Here is a 14,976-nt window from a genome sequence, read left to right as displayed (position 1 = left end):
TCACTACCGCCCACTCAGGGGATTCAAACCAATTTCATTTTAACATAAAGCCGTCCTAAAAGGACGGGGCTTTAACCCAAAATTTTGGTAAAGAGGGTCCGGTCCCTAATTGGGGATTTTTTGGCTTTAATTCAGTATTGATCCCAATCCAACTTGAAAAACCCAGTTATGAATTGTTTCCCCACTTCCCTCTCCCTCAAAAAAATTTTCCCAGAGGTGCTTGACATAACCCTAATGATGAAGTTACAATCAGAACTGTCGCAAAAATGGGATTGTAGTTCAATTGGTTAGAGCACCGCCCTGTCACGGCGGAAGTTGCGGGTTCGAGCCCCGTCAATCCCGTAGAAATCTAGATTAAAGTCGTTCAAGGCTGGTTATCCTGTGGGCAGTAGGATGAATAAACACGATCCTACTGCCTAGATTGGTTCTAATTTACCGATAAACCGGCATTAGCTTGAATATAATCGGGTAATTCAATCTTTACCGGTTGTACCCGCCAGATTTCCTCGCAGTATTCCCGAATCGATCGATCGCTAGAGAATTTCCCCATGCGGGCCACATTAAGAATCGCTAAACGACTCCAATGTTCTTGATCTTGATAGGCGCGACCGACACCCTCCTGACAGTCGATATAGGACTGATAATCAGCCAGTAACATATAGGGATCATCGTAGATAAGATTATCCACAAGCGGACGGAATAAACTACTATCACCCCGGCTAAAAAATCCCGAACCAATGAGGTCTAATACTGCCCGCAATTCTTCGTTATGGTAATAGTATTCTTGGGGATTATAACCCTGGGCTTTCTTAGCATAAACCTCCTCGGTTGTCAAGCCAAAAAGAAAGAAATTTTCTGCCCCCACCTCTTCACGAATTTCGATATTTGCCCCATCGAGAGTGCCGATAGTTAAGGCCCCATTCATGGAGAATTTCATATTACCGGTTCCCGAAGCTTCTTTCCCGGCCGTGGAAATTTGTTCGGACAAGTCGGCAGCCGGATAAACCCGTTGACCGAAGGTGACATTATAATCGGGCAGAAAAACCACTTTTAAACGTCCTCCAATCGTCGGATCATTGTCGATCACTTCTGCCACAGAATTAATCAATTTAATGATTAATTTCGCCATAAAATAACCCGGGGCTGCCTTACCACCAAAAATAAAAGTACGGGGTGTAATATCTAGATTGGGATTATTTTTGAGGCGATGATAGAGAGTGACGATATGTAAAACGTTGAGATGTTGCCGTTTATATTCGTGAATGCGTTTTACCTGCACATCAAAGAGGGTACTAGGATCAACTTTAATGCCGACTTTTTTATCGATATAATTGGCTAAATCTGCCTTAATATCGTATTTAATCTGTCGCCAATAGTCCCGAAATACCCCATCATCGACATAGTTTTCTAAACTGCGTAAATCCTCCAGATGATTAATCCAACTTTCGCCGATTTTTTCTGTAATCGCAAAAGTCAAGCGGGGATTACTAGAAACTATCCAGCGCCGGGGAGTAACTCCATTGGTTTTGTTGCTAAATTTTTCGGGAAAGAGTTCATAGAAATCGCGCAGAACATCTTTTTTCAGTAATTCTGTATGGAGGGCTGCCACCCCATTAATTGCTTGGGAACCCACACAGGCAAGGTGAGCCATACGGACATATTTTTCGCCGCTTTCATCGATTATAGATAAACGGGACATTTTGCCATCATCATGGGGATAAATAATGCGAATTTTATCCAAGAAACGATAGTTAATTTCGTAGATAATTTCCATTAATCGGGGTAAAAGACGACCAAAAATACTCAAAGGCCATTTTTCTAAAGCTTCTGGCAAAAGAGTATGATTGGTATAGGCGAAGGTATTTTGAGTAATAAACCAAGCTTTATCCCAATCGAAATGATGCACATCAATTAACAAGCGCATTAACTCGGCCACACCGACAGAAGGGTGAGTATCATTCAATTGTACCGACCATTTTTGATGAAAATTATCGAGACTGGGGTTCTCGTACAAGTGAATACGAATCATATCATGTAGGGAACAGGAAACAAAGAAATATTGCTGTTCTAAACGTAGTTCTTTGCCTTGAATTGGTTCATCGTTCGGATAGAGAACTTTACTGATATTTTCCGAGTGAACTTTATTATCCACCGCACCATAATAATCGCCGCGATTAAAGCGACCAAAATCAAAAGATTCACAAGCTTCTGATTTCCAGAGACGCATGGTATTAGCGGTGTTAACTCGATAGCCGAGAATTGGGGTATCGTAGGGAATTCCTTTGACTACATAATCGGGAATCCAACGACTGCGATAATTACCATTTTCGTCGGTATAGGATTCGGTATAACCGCCAAATTTTACCTCTACTCCCGCTTCCGGTCGGGCAATTTCCCAGGGATTTCCATACTGTAACCACTTATCGGTTATTTCCACCTGCCAACCGTCGTGAATTCTTTGATCAAAGATACCAAATTCGTAGCGAATACCGTAACCAATAGCGGGAATTTCTAGGGTAGAAAGGGAATCTAAATAACAGGCCGCTAAACGACCTAAGCCACCATTTCCTAACCCCGGTTCTTCTTCTTGGGCAATTAATTCTTCTAGTTTTAATCCCGATTCGCTGACAGCTTTCTCCACCTGTTCGTAGATACCGAGATTAATTAAATTATTAGCCAAATGGGGACCGACTAAAAATTCGGCCGAGAGATAACAAACGGTTCTGACATCTTTTTTTAGATAGGTTTGTTGGGTGGTTAACCAACGCTGTAATAAACGATCGCGGACTGTATAGGCTAGGGCCAGGTAAAGATCGTTTTTGCTGGCTAATTCTGGCAATTTACCTTGAATATAGAGTAAATTATCCCTTAAAGCCCGTCGGATAGTTTCTGTGTCTAATCCTGTTCTGTCGTCTTCGATGATAATCGGACAAACAAAAGTTGACTCTGGAGATGGATTCATAGGGGTATTTTTACTGAAGATTGACTGCTCTTAGTCTAAAATAATCTGTCCTCAAATTTTATCAAGAAAAGCTTAAATCTTGACTAAGATTAAGGTATAGTAATAATAAGGTTAAGGTGATTAAATTTCAGTTAACGATAGGAAGCGAAAATAGGAGAAAGTTTGAGCAATGCGTGCTTTTGTGACGGGTGGAACGGGTTTTATCGGGGCGAATTTAGTGCGATTGCTTTTAGTTGAAGGCTACCAAGTCCGCGTCCTCGTCCGTCCCCACAGTAATCTCAGAAATTTGTGGGGTTTAGATGTGGAAATTGTCCGGGGTAATTTAAATGATGAGAACTTATTTAAATTAATGGTCGGATGCGAAGTTCTCTTTCATGTAGCGGCGCACTATTCTCTCTGGCAAAAGGATAGACATCAACTCTACCAAAACAATGTTTTAGGCACAAGAAATGTTCTAGAATCGGCGCATTTAGCGGGAATTGCCAGAATAGTTTATACCAGTTCCGTGGCCGCCATTGGAGTGGGTAAAAAGGGTGAAAGTGTCGATGAAACTTATCAAAGTCCCGCCCATCAATTAGTGGGTTATTATAAAAAATCGAAGTATTGGGCAGAACAGGAAGCATTCAAAGCAGTACAAAGAGGACAGGATATCGTTATAGTTAATCCTAGTACGCCCATAGGAGCATTTGATATCAAGCCTACACCCACCAGCGACATTATTCTCCGTTTTTTGCGGCGAAAAATGCCCGCTTATGTGAATACGGGATTAAATCTAATTGATGTGCGCGATGTGGCCTGGGGACATTTATTAGCTTTAGAAAAGGGCAGAACTGGCGAAAGATATATTTTAGGTCATCAAAACACTTCTTTAAAAACTTTGTTGACAGAATTAGCTGAAATTACCAGCATAAATGCCCCGAAAATTGTTTTACCTTTTTGGATTCCTTTACTAATAGCTTGGTTAGATGAAAAAGTTCTTCCTGTCCTCGGAAAATCGCCCTCTATACCCCTTGATGGCGTGAAAATGTCAAAACAGTCCATGTACTACGATTCCTCGAAGGCAGTGCAAGAACTAGGCTTACCCCAATCGCCGATTAGACAAGCTTTAGCCGATGCCATCGATTGGTTTCAAACCAATGGAGACATTACCTATTAAGACTGAGTAGGAAAGGAAAAAGATGCTTTCAATTGTGCTTAGATATTTATCTATTTTTGCGCCCTTAATAATTCATCTAGGAAAACCTGTTCTTGCTAAAGTAACTCCAATTTTAAGCGCCATCATCCCCCCAAGAACACTGCCCAACCAGTAAATTAAACCGAAAGTCACGTTTCCCTGCTCTAAAAACTTGTTGACCTCCAAACTATAGGTGGAAAAAGTTGTATAGGAACCACAAAAACCCGTGGCAATCATCAATCCTAATTCTGGGGCAATTATGCGAATATTTTCCTTAACCATAGTAAAAATATAGGCAATAATTAAACAGCCAGAAATATTGACAAAAAATGTAGCTAAAAATACCCATTCTTGACTGAAGATATGTTGAATTAATTCGGCGATATAAAAACGACTCAAAGCCCCAAAAATAGCCCCAATCGCCACGAATAAACCATAACGTCCCCTGAAAAAATCCATGCTGTCTGTCCTGCCGTTAAATAGTCAATAAATTGGAGAATTCAACTGGAAAAACTTCGGCAATAGCTGCCCCGATTCTCACGGCAATCAATCCGAAAATTATACTAGCAACGGCAAAAAAAAGACTGAGAAAATTTTGTTGATTGCGCCAGAGGATCAAGATATCTAAACTATAGGTAGAAAAGGTGGTATAAGCCCCTAAAAATCCCGTTCTAACCATTAAATCTAGTTCGTGGGAATAAAAGGGAAAACTGGGTAAAATAGCAAAAAAGAAGCCGATAGCTAGACAGCCAGTTAAATTAATAATAAAGGTTCCATAGGGAAAGCGCAAGCCGAATTTTGCTTTTGTCCATTCGGTAATGTGATAACGAGATAACGCCCCCGGAACCGCTCCTGCTACAATTGCGAAAACATCGTTCAAATCTGACATTGTTTCTAATTTTTTTGCTATCTTTGTCTAGGCTCTATGATAATTGATGCGGTTATCGATCGCATCGCCAATTTTTTCAGGGGTGTTATTGTCGAGGACAACCCTCTGACTTTAAAATAAAGGGATGAAAATTCAACCCCGTAAACGTTTTGGACAACATTGGTTAAAAGATGAATCGATACTCGATCGCATCATCGGCGCTGCTAATTTACAATCAGAAGATCGGGTATTAGAAATCGGACCGGGTACAGGCATTTTAACCCGTCGTCTTCTCGATGGCGCTCAATTAGTGGTCGCTGTAGAAATCGATCGAGATCTATGGACAATTTTAAATAAAAAATTTGGCCAACAAGATAACTTTCATCTCATACCAGGCGACTTTCTTACCCTTAAACCCGAGCAACTGCCGCCAGTTAATAAAGTAGTGGCTAATATTCCCTATAATATCACCGGTCCGATCCTCGAAAAGCTCCTCGGTTCGATCGCCCATCCTTTCACCCCCCCTTACCAGAGTATTACCCTCTTAGTCCAGAAAGAAGTCGCCGAAAGATTAGTCGCTGTCCCCTCCACCAAAGCTTACAGCGCTTTGAGCGTCCGCATTCAATACCTTGCCGATTGTCAATGGATTTGTGATGTACCCCGGCGGGCCTTTTCCCCACCTCCCCAGGTGGATTCGGCGGTAATTAGGCTTTTACCCCGTGTTTTGCCGAATAATGTCAGTAATGCTGCCTTTTTGTCCACTTTAATTAGCTGGGGTTTTGCCAACCGGCGCAAAATGTTACGCAATAATCTAAAAAATTGTCTAGATAGCGATCGATTAAGCCAAATCCTGACACAATTAGAAATTAATCCCCTCGCTCGCGCCGAAGATCTCAGTTTATCGCAATGGATTGACTTGGCGGAAAAATTAGGTCAATTGCCAAAATTTTAGATTTTTTTCCTTGACAAATGCACAGTTATACCCTTCTAGCCCCCGCTAAAATTAATTTATATCTAGAAATAGTTGGCGATCGCCCCGATGGTTTCCACGAGTTAGTGATGGTGATGCAGACGGTGGGATTATGCGATCGCATCACTCTCCGGCCGAACGGATTGCAGGAATTCCGTCTCTTTTGCCATCATCCCCTCGTCCCCCAAGATAGCAGTAATCTCGCCCATCGCGCCGCCACTTTGATGGCGAGGGAATTCCCCCGGCTCTTTGCCAATTACGGCGGCATTGATATCAGCATCGACAAATATATTCCCGTGGCTGCCGGTTTAGCGGGGGGTTCCACCAACGCGGCTGCGGTGTTAGTCGGTATCGATTTAATCTGGGAATTAGGTTTAACCCGTCCGGAATTAGAAACTTTAGCGGCAAGATTGGGCTCCGATACTTCCTTTTGTGTGACAGGAGGAACGGTTATCTGTACGGGAAGGGGAGAAATTCTCGATCCTATCGCTCCTCTGACCGGATTATGGGTGATTTTAGCCAAATACGACCATTTATCCGTTTCTACACCCTGGGCCTACCAAAGCTATCGGCAAAAATTTCAGGATACCTATCTGTCTTCTCCAGAGGAATTTCATCACCGTCGTCAGCAGGTGAGTTCCGGGGCTTTGGTACAAGCGATCGCCCAGAAAAAACCGGCCGCTATCGGCAAATTTATCCATAATGACCTCGAAAAGGTGGTTTTACCCGAATTTCCCCTCGTAGCCGAGTTAAGACAGGTTCTAGACGATTTAGGCGGCTTGGGAACGATGATGTCAGGCTCTGGCCCGACGGTTTTTACTCTCTGTTCATCTCAGGAAGTGGCGGAAACTATCGTTAAAAAGGCCCGGGAAATTCTCGTCGCTCCCGATCTACAATTTTGGATAGCGCCAATCACCGATACAGGCATTCAAGTGACTTGAGAAAAGTGAAATTGACCGCCTTTACCAAGATAACCAAACTCGCGGAATAATTGCCTCTTGATCGCTCATTTCTCGCCTTAAAATTTGCCAAACCTGCTGAAACCATTGTCGCACTTCACCGCTAGAATTACCCCGATAACGACACAAAAGACCATCTCCTAAAGTGTTAGTAACTCCCATCTCTCCTTCTAGGGAAAAATCTCTCACTTTCTCAATCAAATTTCTGCCCACCGGTTGACCGATATAGACTAAAGTACCGATCATGGCACTATCATTTAAACCGGAAAATCCCTCGATCATTTTACCACCTAACAGGCAGGATCGATCGAGCCATAAAGGTTGTCCTGATCGCCAAATTTCCCAATTAGAATGCCATTCTCCCGCTAAAAATTTCTCTCCTCGCGCAGTGCGACCAAAACGGGTAATTTCCCATCCTAACCAACTGCTATTTTCCCCTAAATCCACTCGTAAATGTTGGCGAAATGCTGCACCATTAAAGATAATCGTTTCTTGAGGTAGCCATTCTAAACTGGCATTGTCATCAATTTTAATCTCGATTAATTGCTGGGACATCTGACCATTACTCTGGTAAACTTTTCCAGCAGAAGCAGTGGTAATCAGGGCATTAGTAGCGGCTTGAAGATGAATTTTTTGTTGAAGAACATCACCCCCAACTATTCCCCCAGCCGTGTGTAAAATCACCGTATGACAAAGGTTTTTTCCTTCGGGATAAAAAGGTCTTTGTACTTTTAAAGGTGCGGTAGCATAGACGTGATTAATCTGGGTTGCGAGATTTTTTTGCGTGTAAATTAGTTCTAGGTTTCCCTGCCACATTATTTATTGATCCTCAGTCATGGTTTCTAGAAATTGCCGATAATTTTCAGGACTGAGATTAATTTTAACTTCTATTTGCTGTTCTTTATCCCTGATCAGTAAAATATATTCACTTTCTGCTTTTTTGCCGACCAGGAGAGGATTTTTTAGCTCGAATTTTTGATAAACTAGATGGGGTTTCGTCACCCGAATAACTAAACTAGGTTGGGATTGGGGATAAATGTCTAATTGCTCCCGTTCCCGATCTAAAATTAATTGTTTAGGTGTCATGCTTCTTTCGTCAGCAAAAGTAGATTTATGCCAATAGAGGGTAATTCCACGAATTTGAGGCATTTGGATGCTAAATTTTTCATCAAAACCTTGCCGCTCCCAATTAATATCTTCCAGAGAGCCAGGAGCGGGAATTAAACGCTGTTGCCAGAAGACTTCCTTAAGATTTAAATCTTGCCACCATTGGCTAATAATTTGGAAATTCTCCAGATTATTGGGGTTGGGATTGGCATTTTGCCAGAGGAGAGGAGTAACCATTTTTGGGTAATTTTTGCGCTGGGAAAATCAGGATAATAGCCTTCGCTAGAGTTAAGGGATCATTAAGCTCAATCATCATCGATTCTTGAGCTGCCGATCGGGCCATAATATTAACTCTTGATCGCATTTTTATTCTATCCTAAATTATCGAGGGAAAAACAGCTAAAAAATCCGATTTTGTCCCCCTGTGAGCTGCCTTGACGATCTTTTGAGTCTGATTAAGAGGCTGTTTGGTTGACGGGAGGAGAGGAAAATTATTCCTGTGACATATAGTCCGTGGACTTATCGTCCACTGAGAACGATTATAGATTTTATGGAAAAATCAAAAGCAGTAATTTTAAGGGCATTGGGGTTAATGATCCGAGAGCAGAGAGCAGCTTTAGGCATATCACAAGAAGAACTAGGGCTACGTTGCCATCTTGATCGTACCTATATATCTGGACTAGAGCGAGGAGTAAGAAATCCTTCTCTTACCGCTCTTGTCACTCTGGCGAAGGGCTTAAACATAACTGTATCCCAATTACTGGAAAATTTAGAGATAGAAATAGAGAAACCAGAATGAGTTCTGATTTAATAGAAGCTCTAAAAGCAAAGTTTAAAAAGGGTTCATCACAGTACAAAGTATTCGAGTTATTGTCAGATATGGCTTGGCATTGTCGTACCTGTGAAGGGAAAAAAATAGCATCGGAGCAATATGCTGGTGGCGGTGGTATCCAAGGATTAGAGCGTGGCAATAGGAGCGGTCGCCCGGGGCTAGTAATAGAAACAAAACGGGAATACTGTCCAATTTGTCAGAAAACAACAACTTGGGATCGATGGACTGGAGAGATGCGAGCGGCGAATGCCTCCGCCAACATACCGCCTCAATTAGTAGCTAGAATTTTGGAGTTTTATCGATATAAAGATGTGATTGAAAACAGAATCAGACAGTCACATGAACTGGTTATTGACCATCGTTTTCCTATGGAACGTTGGGGGATAAGTGAACCAAGTCATGATGTTAATATGAGTGTAGCTGAGATGAGAAACAAGTTTCAACTTCTCAAAAAAGATAGTGCGGGAAATCATAATTTATTGAAGTCAAGAAGTTGTGAAAAATGTATTAAAACTGGTAAGCGAGGAACACCAATGGATATCAGGTTTTGGTATTCCGGTGGAGAGAACTGGCCGGAAAATATTCCTCAATCTGGAGCAGAAGCAGAACATGGCTGTGTAGGTTGCGGTTGGTATGATTTTGAAACATGGCGTAATTCTCTTAATATCAAATTGACTGAAGATCGGTGATTTATCTTGCCACCTCTCCAATATTTTTATTACCTGTAGCTATTAGATTTAAGTAGGGAATAAGAGCATAGCCAATACACTCTGCCAAACGTGGAGGTACGGCATTTCCAATTTGCCACATCGCTTTTTTCATTGTTCCTTCAAAAATAAAGGAATCAGGAAAAGTTTGTAATCTAGCCATTTCTCTGGCCGAAATAACCCGATTTAAATAGGGATGGATATGAGTACCGCCATGATTTTCTTTAATTGTCATACTTGGCTTACCCCGATACTGTCGTTTGAAGGCATCAACATAAGTTTCATATAAGGAACCACCGGGAGGAACTTGAGCTATTCTGGCCATATATTCGGGGGAGTGACGAGTCCATTCGTGATTGATACTGGGAATAGGTTCATAAGCAGGTAAATCGCAGATAGCGGCTTCAATCGGTTGGTATTTCTCCGGTACTAATTGAGGACTTGGATAAGGATTTGGCAGCCCAAATCTATTAGCTATAAAAATAGCTCTTGGTCTGATTTGTGGAACGCCATAGGCGGCAGACTCAAGAATTGCTATGGAAATATTTTGATAGCCAATACTTTGAAAAGCCTCCAGAATATTTTGCTTAATTTCTCCTTTTTTTATTGTTAGAATACCGGGTACATTCTCCATGACAACGTACCAAGGCTGTATTTCAGAAACAAGGCGAATAAATTCTTGAAAGAGATGATTCCTCGGATCATTAGCATCTCGTTTTCCAGCAATGGAAAATCCTTGACATGGTGGGCCGCCCACCACAATATGAATGAATGGATTGCCAATTTTTGCCAACCATTCTTGAGTATTAAAATCATGTATATCACCACAAAAATGATGACAATTGGGAAAATTCTTTTGATGGGTTGCTGAGGCGATCGGGCTAATTTCTGCACTGGCTACAGGGTTAAAACCTGCTTGCAATAAACCTTGGGTGATACCGCCCGCACCAGAGAATAGATCGATAAAATTATAAGTATTTAGAGGCTTAAGCGGAACGTTAACATCGACCAGGACTTGATAGGGATCACGCTTTACCGTTGCCAGTTCGCGCTGAATTCTTTCATAACGACCTAACTTGGCTTTTTTCTGTTTGCTTACCGCCTGACTTGGTTGATTATCTGGAAATAATGACAATTGCAAATCCATTACTTTAAGAACAAATGGCCTACATTCTAGTATTGTGACAGATAGTCCACAAAGTGTCAAGATCGGGCCAGAATGAGGGAAGATACTTTCGGCAAAGTTTGAGCGCCGCCTCAAACCCGAAAAAAGAGGGATTTTATGGTAAAATAGTCGTACAAATGGGCATATTTTGCACATCAAAAGGGTAAAACCCCGATTTTTAGCGAATTTACTCACAAAAACGCTTTTTTTGCCTTGTTATTGGAGTTAACCCCCCTATGACCGCCGCCCAGGATCATATCGTCCCCACAGACTTAAGCAATGAAATGTCCCGTTCCTATCTAGAATACGCCATGAGCGTCATCGTTGGGCGCGCCTTGCCCGACGCTAGGGACGGACTGAAACCCGTACACCGGCGCATTCTTTATGCGATGTACGAACTAGGATTAACCCCCGATCGCCCCTTCCGGAAATGCGCTAGAGTCGTCGGGGAAGTATTAGGAAAATACCATCCCCACGGGGATACTGCCGTTTACGATGCTCTCGTCCGCATGGCCCAGGATTTCTCCATGCGCGATCCCCTGATTAACGGTCATGGTAACTTCGGATCGATCGATAACGATCCCCCGGCAGCCATGCGTTATACCGAGTGTCGTCTGCACACCCTGGCCACCAACGCCCTACTACAGGATATCGAGTCAGAAACCGTCGATTTCGCCGATAACTTCGATGGTTCCCAACAGGAACCCGTGGTTTTGCCCTCTAGAGTCCCACAACTGCTAATTAATGGCTCATCGGGCATCGCCGTCGGTATGGCCACCAATATCCCCCCCCACAACCTGGCCGAGATTATCGATGGAACCGTTGCCCTCATCCATAACCCCGATCTCACCGATACGGAATTACAGCGTTATATCCCGGGGCCGGACTTTCCCACCGGGGCGCATATCCTTGGTAGAGACGGCATTCAGGAAGCTTACACCACTGGCCGCGGTTCCATTACCCTGCGGGGAGTCGCCAACTTTGAAACCATCGAACAAAGGGGAAGACCCGATCGAGATGCTATTATTATCACCGAACTGCCCTATCAGACCAATAAAGCGGCATTAATCGAAAAAATCGCCGATTTGGTCAATGATCGCAAAATAGACGGTATTTCCGATGTGCGGGACGAAAGCGATCGCGACGGCATCCGGGTAGTGATCGAACTGAAACGAGATGCCTATCCTCGCGTCGTCCTCAACAATCTTTATAAACAAACGCCCCTCCAGTCGAATTTTGGGGCGAATATGTTGGCATTAGTCGATAACGAACCGAGATTACTGACTTTAAGGGAGTTTCTCCGCGTTTTCCTCGATTTTCGGGTAGAAGTGATCACCCGTCGTACCCGTTATGAACTCCGCAAGGCCGAGGAAAGGGATCACATCCTTCAGGGTTTACTAATTGCCCTCGCTAGTCTCGATGCAATCATTGCCCTGATTCGCAGTGCTGCCGATACAGCTACCGCAAAAGAGGGATTAGTGCAGAATTTTGGTCTCTCAGAGGTGCAAGCAGACGCAATCCTACAAATGCAGCTGCGACGGTTAACCGCCCTAGAATCGGAGAAAATTCAGCAAGAACACGGGGAATTACTGGCAAAAATCAGCGATCTTCAGGATATTTTAGCTAGAAAAGAACGGATCGACACCATTATTGAGGAAGAACTGCAACAGATCAAAACGATTCACGCTACCCCGCGTCGCAGTCATATTGAACAAAGGGAAGGAGAAATCGCCGAAACTGACCTGATTGCCAACGAACAGGCCTTAATTCTCGTCACCGAACAGGGTTACATCAAAAGAATGCCCGTTAATACCTTTGAGTCCCAAAATCGGGCAACAAGGGGCAAAGCTGGCGCGAAAATGAAAGAAGACGACGGCATCGATCACTTTATCACCTGCCGCGATCACGATAGCGTCCTCTTTTTCACCGATCGCGGGGTTGTCTATAGTCTCAACGCCTATCATATCCCCACCGGTTCCCGTACCGCTCGCGGCGTTCCCATCGTGCAACTGTTAGAGATTCCCAAAGGGGAGAAAATTACCTCGGTGGTGGCAGTCAGCGAGTTCAGCGAGGATAATTACCTGATTATGCTCACACAAAAGGGATTTATCAAGAAAACCGCCCTCGCTGCCTTTAGTAATATTCGATCGAACGGTTTAATCGCCATTTCTCTCGAAGACGGTGATCAACTACGTTGGGTTCGCTTGGCCAAAGAGGAAGACAGCGTCATTATCGGTTCTCGTCAGGGGATGGCAATTCATTTTAAGGCCGATAGTCAGCAATTGCGCTCCTTGGGAAGGGCAACTAAGGGCGTAAAATCGATGAAATTGCGCTCAGGTGACGAATTAATTAGTATGGACATCCTGCCTAGTCAAATTGTCGCCCAAATCGCTGAATCTAACCAAGAAGAAACCGAGGACGAAAGCGAAGAAATTAACCCCGAAGTGGCTAATAATGGCCCCTGGGTGTTAGCGATTACCATGGCAGGACTAGGAAAACGGGTTCCCGTTACCCTCCTCCGTCTGCAAAATCGGGCGGGATTAGGAGTCAGAGTGATTAAATTCCGCAAAAAGAACGATAAATTAGCGGCTCTGCACGTTGTTAACCCCAACGAGGAATTTATGATTATCACCGAACGGGGTATTATTATCCGTCAATCCGTCGATGCTATTACTCCCCAATCGCGATCGGCCGGAGGCATCCGGGTACAAAAACTCGATGAGGACGATGCGATCGCTGCGGTGGCCCTAGTTCCCCCTAGTGATGCGGAGGAATCTGAAGACATTTAGATTTGCCCGGAAGTGGGGTGTGGGAATTATGAATTCTGAATTATGAATTGGGGAGGTGGGGAAGTGGGGAAATTGAACTAAAACCCCAAAACCCCAAAACCCCAAAACCCCAAAACCCCAACCCCCAACACCTAAAACCTTCCTGCTGCCTTCGTTAAAATTTGGGGTTAAAACTGAAAAAAGTGCATTAATTGGGAGATTTCCTGAGCTTCTAAGGATAAACGCCCTTTAAAATCCACAATATTCTTAAATAATCCCTGTTCTTCTCTGTTTTTAATAATGGCAGCTGCCAAATTATCGCTGATTAGGGGCAGGGTTTTTAACTGCTCGATCGAGGCGGTGTTAGGATTGATTTTAGGGGGTGCGAGGGGACTTTCCGGACTATAATAGGCAAATTCTAGAATCGGTTGCCAAGCTTTCAATCTAGTCACAGGAACACTCAAAGCAGCCGCTAGATCTTCAAGAGAAAGCAATTCTACCCCCATACCCAGCAATTCCACCAACATCCGCGCTTGATGGATGGATATCCCCGGCAATCGCAGCCAATCATCCACACCCGCTTGACTGACATTAATTTTAATGCCCAATTGCGCCGCCATAGCGATCTCATCGAGGGAACGAAAGCGATAATAGGGATCATTGCTAATTTTGGCTTTTAAAGGGTTAAAAGTGCGTCCTAACCAGTTTTGCGGTGTCATTATAGTAATTGTCGCCGTTTTTCTTCAAATTCGTACTCAGAAATTAATCCTTCTTGCCGGAGGCGCTCTAATTCCCTTAAAGCTGCCCCGATCGCCTCTACTTGTTTAGGCTCTAAACTGGGGACAGTGGCAGCAGCGGGAAAATAGTTAGCCAAAAATTGGTTATCTTGGATTAAATACCACACCGCATCGATCGCGCAAGCCACCCGGGGAATCGGAGTTTGCCAGAGGAGAAGATAGATAATTCCCCAGAGAGGTTGACCGAGATAGAATTTATGAATACCGGCGATAGGAAAGGGTAAAGCGAGAATACTACCGATAAAAGCCAGAAAAATCGCTAATTTACGGCTTTTGGGCTTACTTAATAATTTTTCCACCAGAAGCATGACACCTGTTCGAGATTGATTTTAGCCTGATCTGAACTTTCCATTGTGAACTACTCTCAAGATCGTTGAGAGCTTCCTATTTCACGGGGGAGGGTTCCTCAAGACGGACTTACGCCCAGATTTTGGTCTTATATCCCCTCTATAGGCAGTATCGCGCTTTTCCTAACGACAATATCCGTAAGCTTTCATCTCGAATATTTATCGCCGCATTTATGTCCCGGTCATGGGTTGTTTTACAATGCACACAAGTCCAATTTCTAACCTCAATCGGCAAACTACCCACTTGATTCAGACAGACATGACAAGTTTTAGAACTAGGGAAAAACCTATCAACTTCGATATAAGTTTTTCCTTCCCAT

Annotated in this window: 15 protein-coding genes, 1 tRNA gene and 1 pseudogene; 7 read left to right on the top strand and 10 right to left on the bottom strand. The window is 43.4% G+C overall.

Annotated features, from left to right (window positions below):
• Positions 1-268 precede the first annotated feature (268 nt).
• Positions 269-342, top strand: a tRNA-Asp gene (locus BGL89_RS20565).
• An 85-nt stretch (positions 343-427) separates the two neighbouring features.
• On the opposite strand, the gene BGL89_RS20560 is transcribed toward BGL89_RS20565, so the two are convergent.
• Complete coding sequence (locus BGL89_RS20560; protein WP_286827395.1) at positions 428-2,962, bottom strand: glycogen/starch/alpha-glucan phosphorylase; 2,535 nt, start codon at positions 2,960-2,962, stop codon at positions 428-430.
• 169 nt (positions 2,963-3,131) lie between these two features.
• Here BGL89_RS20560 and hpnA point away from each other — a divergent pair, with 169 nt between their 5' ends.
• Positions 3,132-4,118 (top strand): hopanoid-associated sugar epimerase, encoded by a 987-nt coding sequence (gene hpnA, locus BGL89_RS20555; protein WP_286827394.1) that lies wholly within the window; start codon positions 3,132-3,134, stop codon positions 4,116-4,118.
• Positions 4,119-4,190: 72 nt separating this feature from the next.
• Here the strand turns inward: hpnA and crcB (BGL89_RS20550) are convergent, their stop codons facing one another.
• On the bottom strand, positions 4,191-4,595 hold the full coding sequence (gene crcB, locus BGL89_RS20550) for a fluoride efflux transporter CrcB (RefSeq protein WP_286827393.1): 405 nt from the start codon (positions 4,593-4,595) through the stop codon (positions 4,191-4,193).
• 16 nt (positions 4,596-4,611) lie between these two features.
• Positions 4,612-5,025 carry a fluoride efflux transporter CrcB gene (gene crcB, locus BGL89_RS20545; protein WP_286827392.1) on the bottom strand — a complete coding sequence of 138 codons (414 nt, stop codon included), beginning with the start codon at positions 5,023-5,025 and terminating at the stop codon, positions 4,612-4,614.
• A gap of 124 nt (positions 5,026-5,149) precedes the next feature.
• On the opposite strand from crcB (BGL89_RS20545), the gene rsmA reads away from it, so the two are divergent.
• A complete protein-coding gene (gene rsmA / locus BGL89_RS20540) occupies positions 5,150-5,956 on the top strand; it encodes a 16S rRNA (adenine(1518)-N(6)/adenine(1519)-N(6))-dimethyltransferase RsmA (protein WP_286827391.1) in 807 nt (268 codons plus the stop codon).
• 17 nt (positions 5,957-5,973) lie between these two features.
• Positions 5,974-6,915: a 4-(cytidine 5'-diphospho)-2-C-methyl-D-erythritol kinase gene (ispE, locus tag BGL89_RS20535; RefSeq protein WP_286827390.1), complete on the top strand. Its 942-nt coding sequence runs from the start codon at positions 5,974-5,976 to the stop codon at positions 6,913-6,915.
• Positions 6,916-6,936: 21 nt separating this feature from the next.
• Here the strand turns inward: ispE and BGL89_RS20530 are convergent, their stop codons facing one another.
• From BGL89_RS20530 to BGL89_RS20520, 3 genes are read right to left on the bottom strand one after another with little or no spacing between them, the layout of a single operon-like run.
• Complete coding sequence (locus BGL89_RS20530) at positions 6,937-7,749, bottom strand: urease accessory protein UreD (protein ID WP_286827389.1); 813 nt, start codon at positions 7,747-7,749, stop codon at positions 6,937-6,939.
• A gap of 3 nt (positions 7,750-7,752) precedes the next feature.
• The gene (locus tag BGL89_RS20525) at positions 7,753-8,277 is read right to left on the bottom strand and encodes a hypothetical protein (protein WP_286827388.1); all 525 of its coding nucleotides are present in this window, start codon (positions 8,275-8,277) and stop codon (positions 7,753-7,755) included.
• Positions 8,231-8,404: a hypothetical protein gene (locus BGL89_RS20520; protein ID WP_286827387.1), complete on the bottom strand. Its 174-nt coding sequence runs from the start codon at positions 8,402-8,404 to the stop codon at positions 8,231-8,233. Before BGL89_RS20520 ends, BGL89_RS20525 begins: the two co-directional genes overlap by 47 nt.
• Positions 8,405-8,539: 135 nt before the next feature.
• On the opposite strand from BGL89_RS20520, the gene BGL89_RS20515 reads away from it, so the two are divergent.
• Both BGL89_RS20515 and BGL89_RS20510 read left to right on the top strand, forming a co-directional pair.
• Positions 8,540-8,839: a helix-turn-helix domain-containing protein gene (locus BGL89_RS20515; protein ID WP_286827386.1), complete on the top strand. Its 300-nt coding sequence runs from the start codon at positions 8,540-8,542 to the stop codon at positions 8,837-8,839.
• A complete protein-coding gene (locus BGL89_RS20510; protein WP_286827385.1) occupies positions 8,836-9,561 on the top strand; it encodes a restriction endonuclease in 726 nt (241 codons plus the stop codon). Before BGL89_RS20515 ends, BGL89_RS20510 begins: the two co-directional genes overlap by 4 nt.
• Before the next feature lies 1 nt (position 9,562).
• On the opposite strand, the gene BGL89_RS20505 is transcribed toward BGL89_RS20510, so the two are convergent.
• On the bottom strand, positions 9,563-10,714 hold the full coding sequence (locus BGL89_RS20505; protein ID WP_286827383.1) for a DNA cytosine methyltransferase: 1,152 nt from the start codon (positions 10,712-10,714) through the stop codon (positions 9,563-9,565).
• Positions 10,715-10,980: 266 nt separating this feature from the next.
• Here BGL89_RS20505 and gyrA point away from each other — a divergent pair, with 266 nt between their 5' ends.
• A complete protein-coding gene (gene gyrA, locus BGL89_RS20500; RefSeq protein ID WP_286827381.1) occupies positions 10,981-13,533 on the top strand; it encodes a DNA gyrase subunit A in 2,553 nt (850 codons plus the stop codon).
• A gap of 167 nt (positions 13,534-13,700) precedes the next feature.
• On the opposite strand, the gene BGL89_RS20495 is transcribed toward gyrA, so the two are convergent.
• The 3 genes and pseudogenes from BGL89_RS20495 to BGL89_RS20485 form a co-directional block, all read right to left on the bottom strand.
• On the bottom strand, positions 13,701-14,231 hold the full coding sequence (locus BGL89_RS20495; protein ID WP_286827380.1) for a ComEA family DNA-binding protein: 531 nt from the start codon (positions 14,229-14,231) through the stop codon (positions 13,701-13,703).
• The gene (locus BGL89_RS20490) at positions 14,231-14,617 is read right to left on the bottom strand and encodes an NINE protein (protein ID WP_286827379.1); all 387 of its coding nucleotides are present in this window, start codon (positions 14,615-14,617) and stop codon (positions 14,231-14,233) included. The genes BGL89_RS20495 and BGL89_RS20490 overlap by 1 nt, the downstream gene beginning before the upstream one ends.
• Before the next feature lie 81 nt (positions 14,618-14,698).
• Positions 14,699-14,976 (bottom strand): annotated as a pseudogene (locus tag BGL89_RS20485) (zinc ribbon domain-containing protein); the annotation flags it as partial.

This window comes from Microcystis sp. LSC13-02, assembly GCA_002282935.1.
Classification (GTDB): Bacteria; Cyanobacteriota; Cyanobacteriia; order Cyanobacteriales; family Microcystaceae; genus Microcystis.
This window is presented reverse-complemented; position numbering and strand designations above follow the sequence as displayed.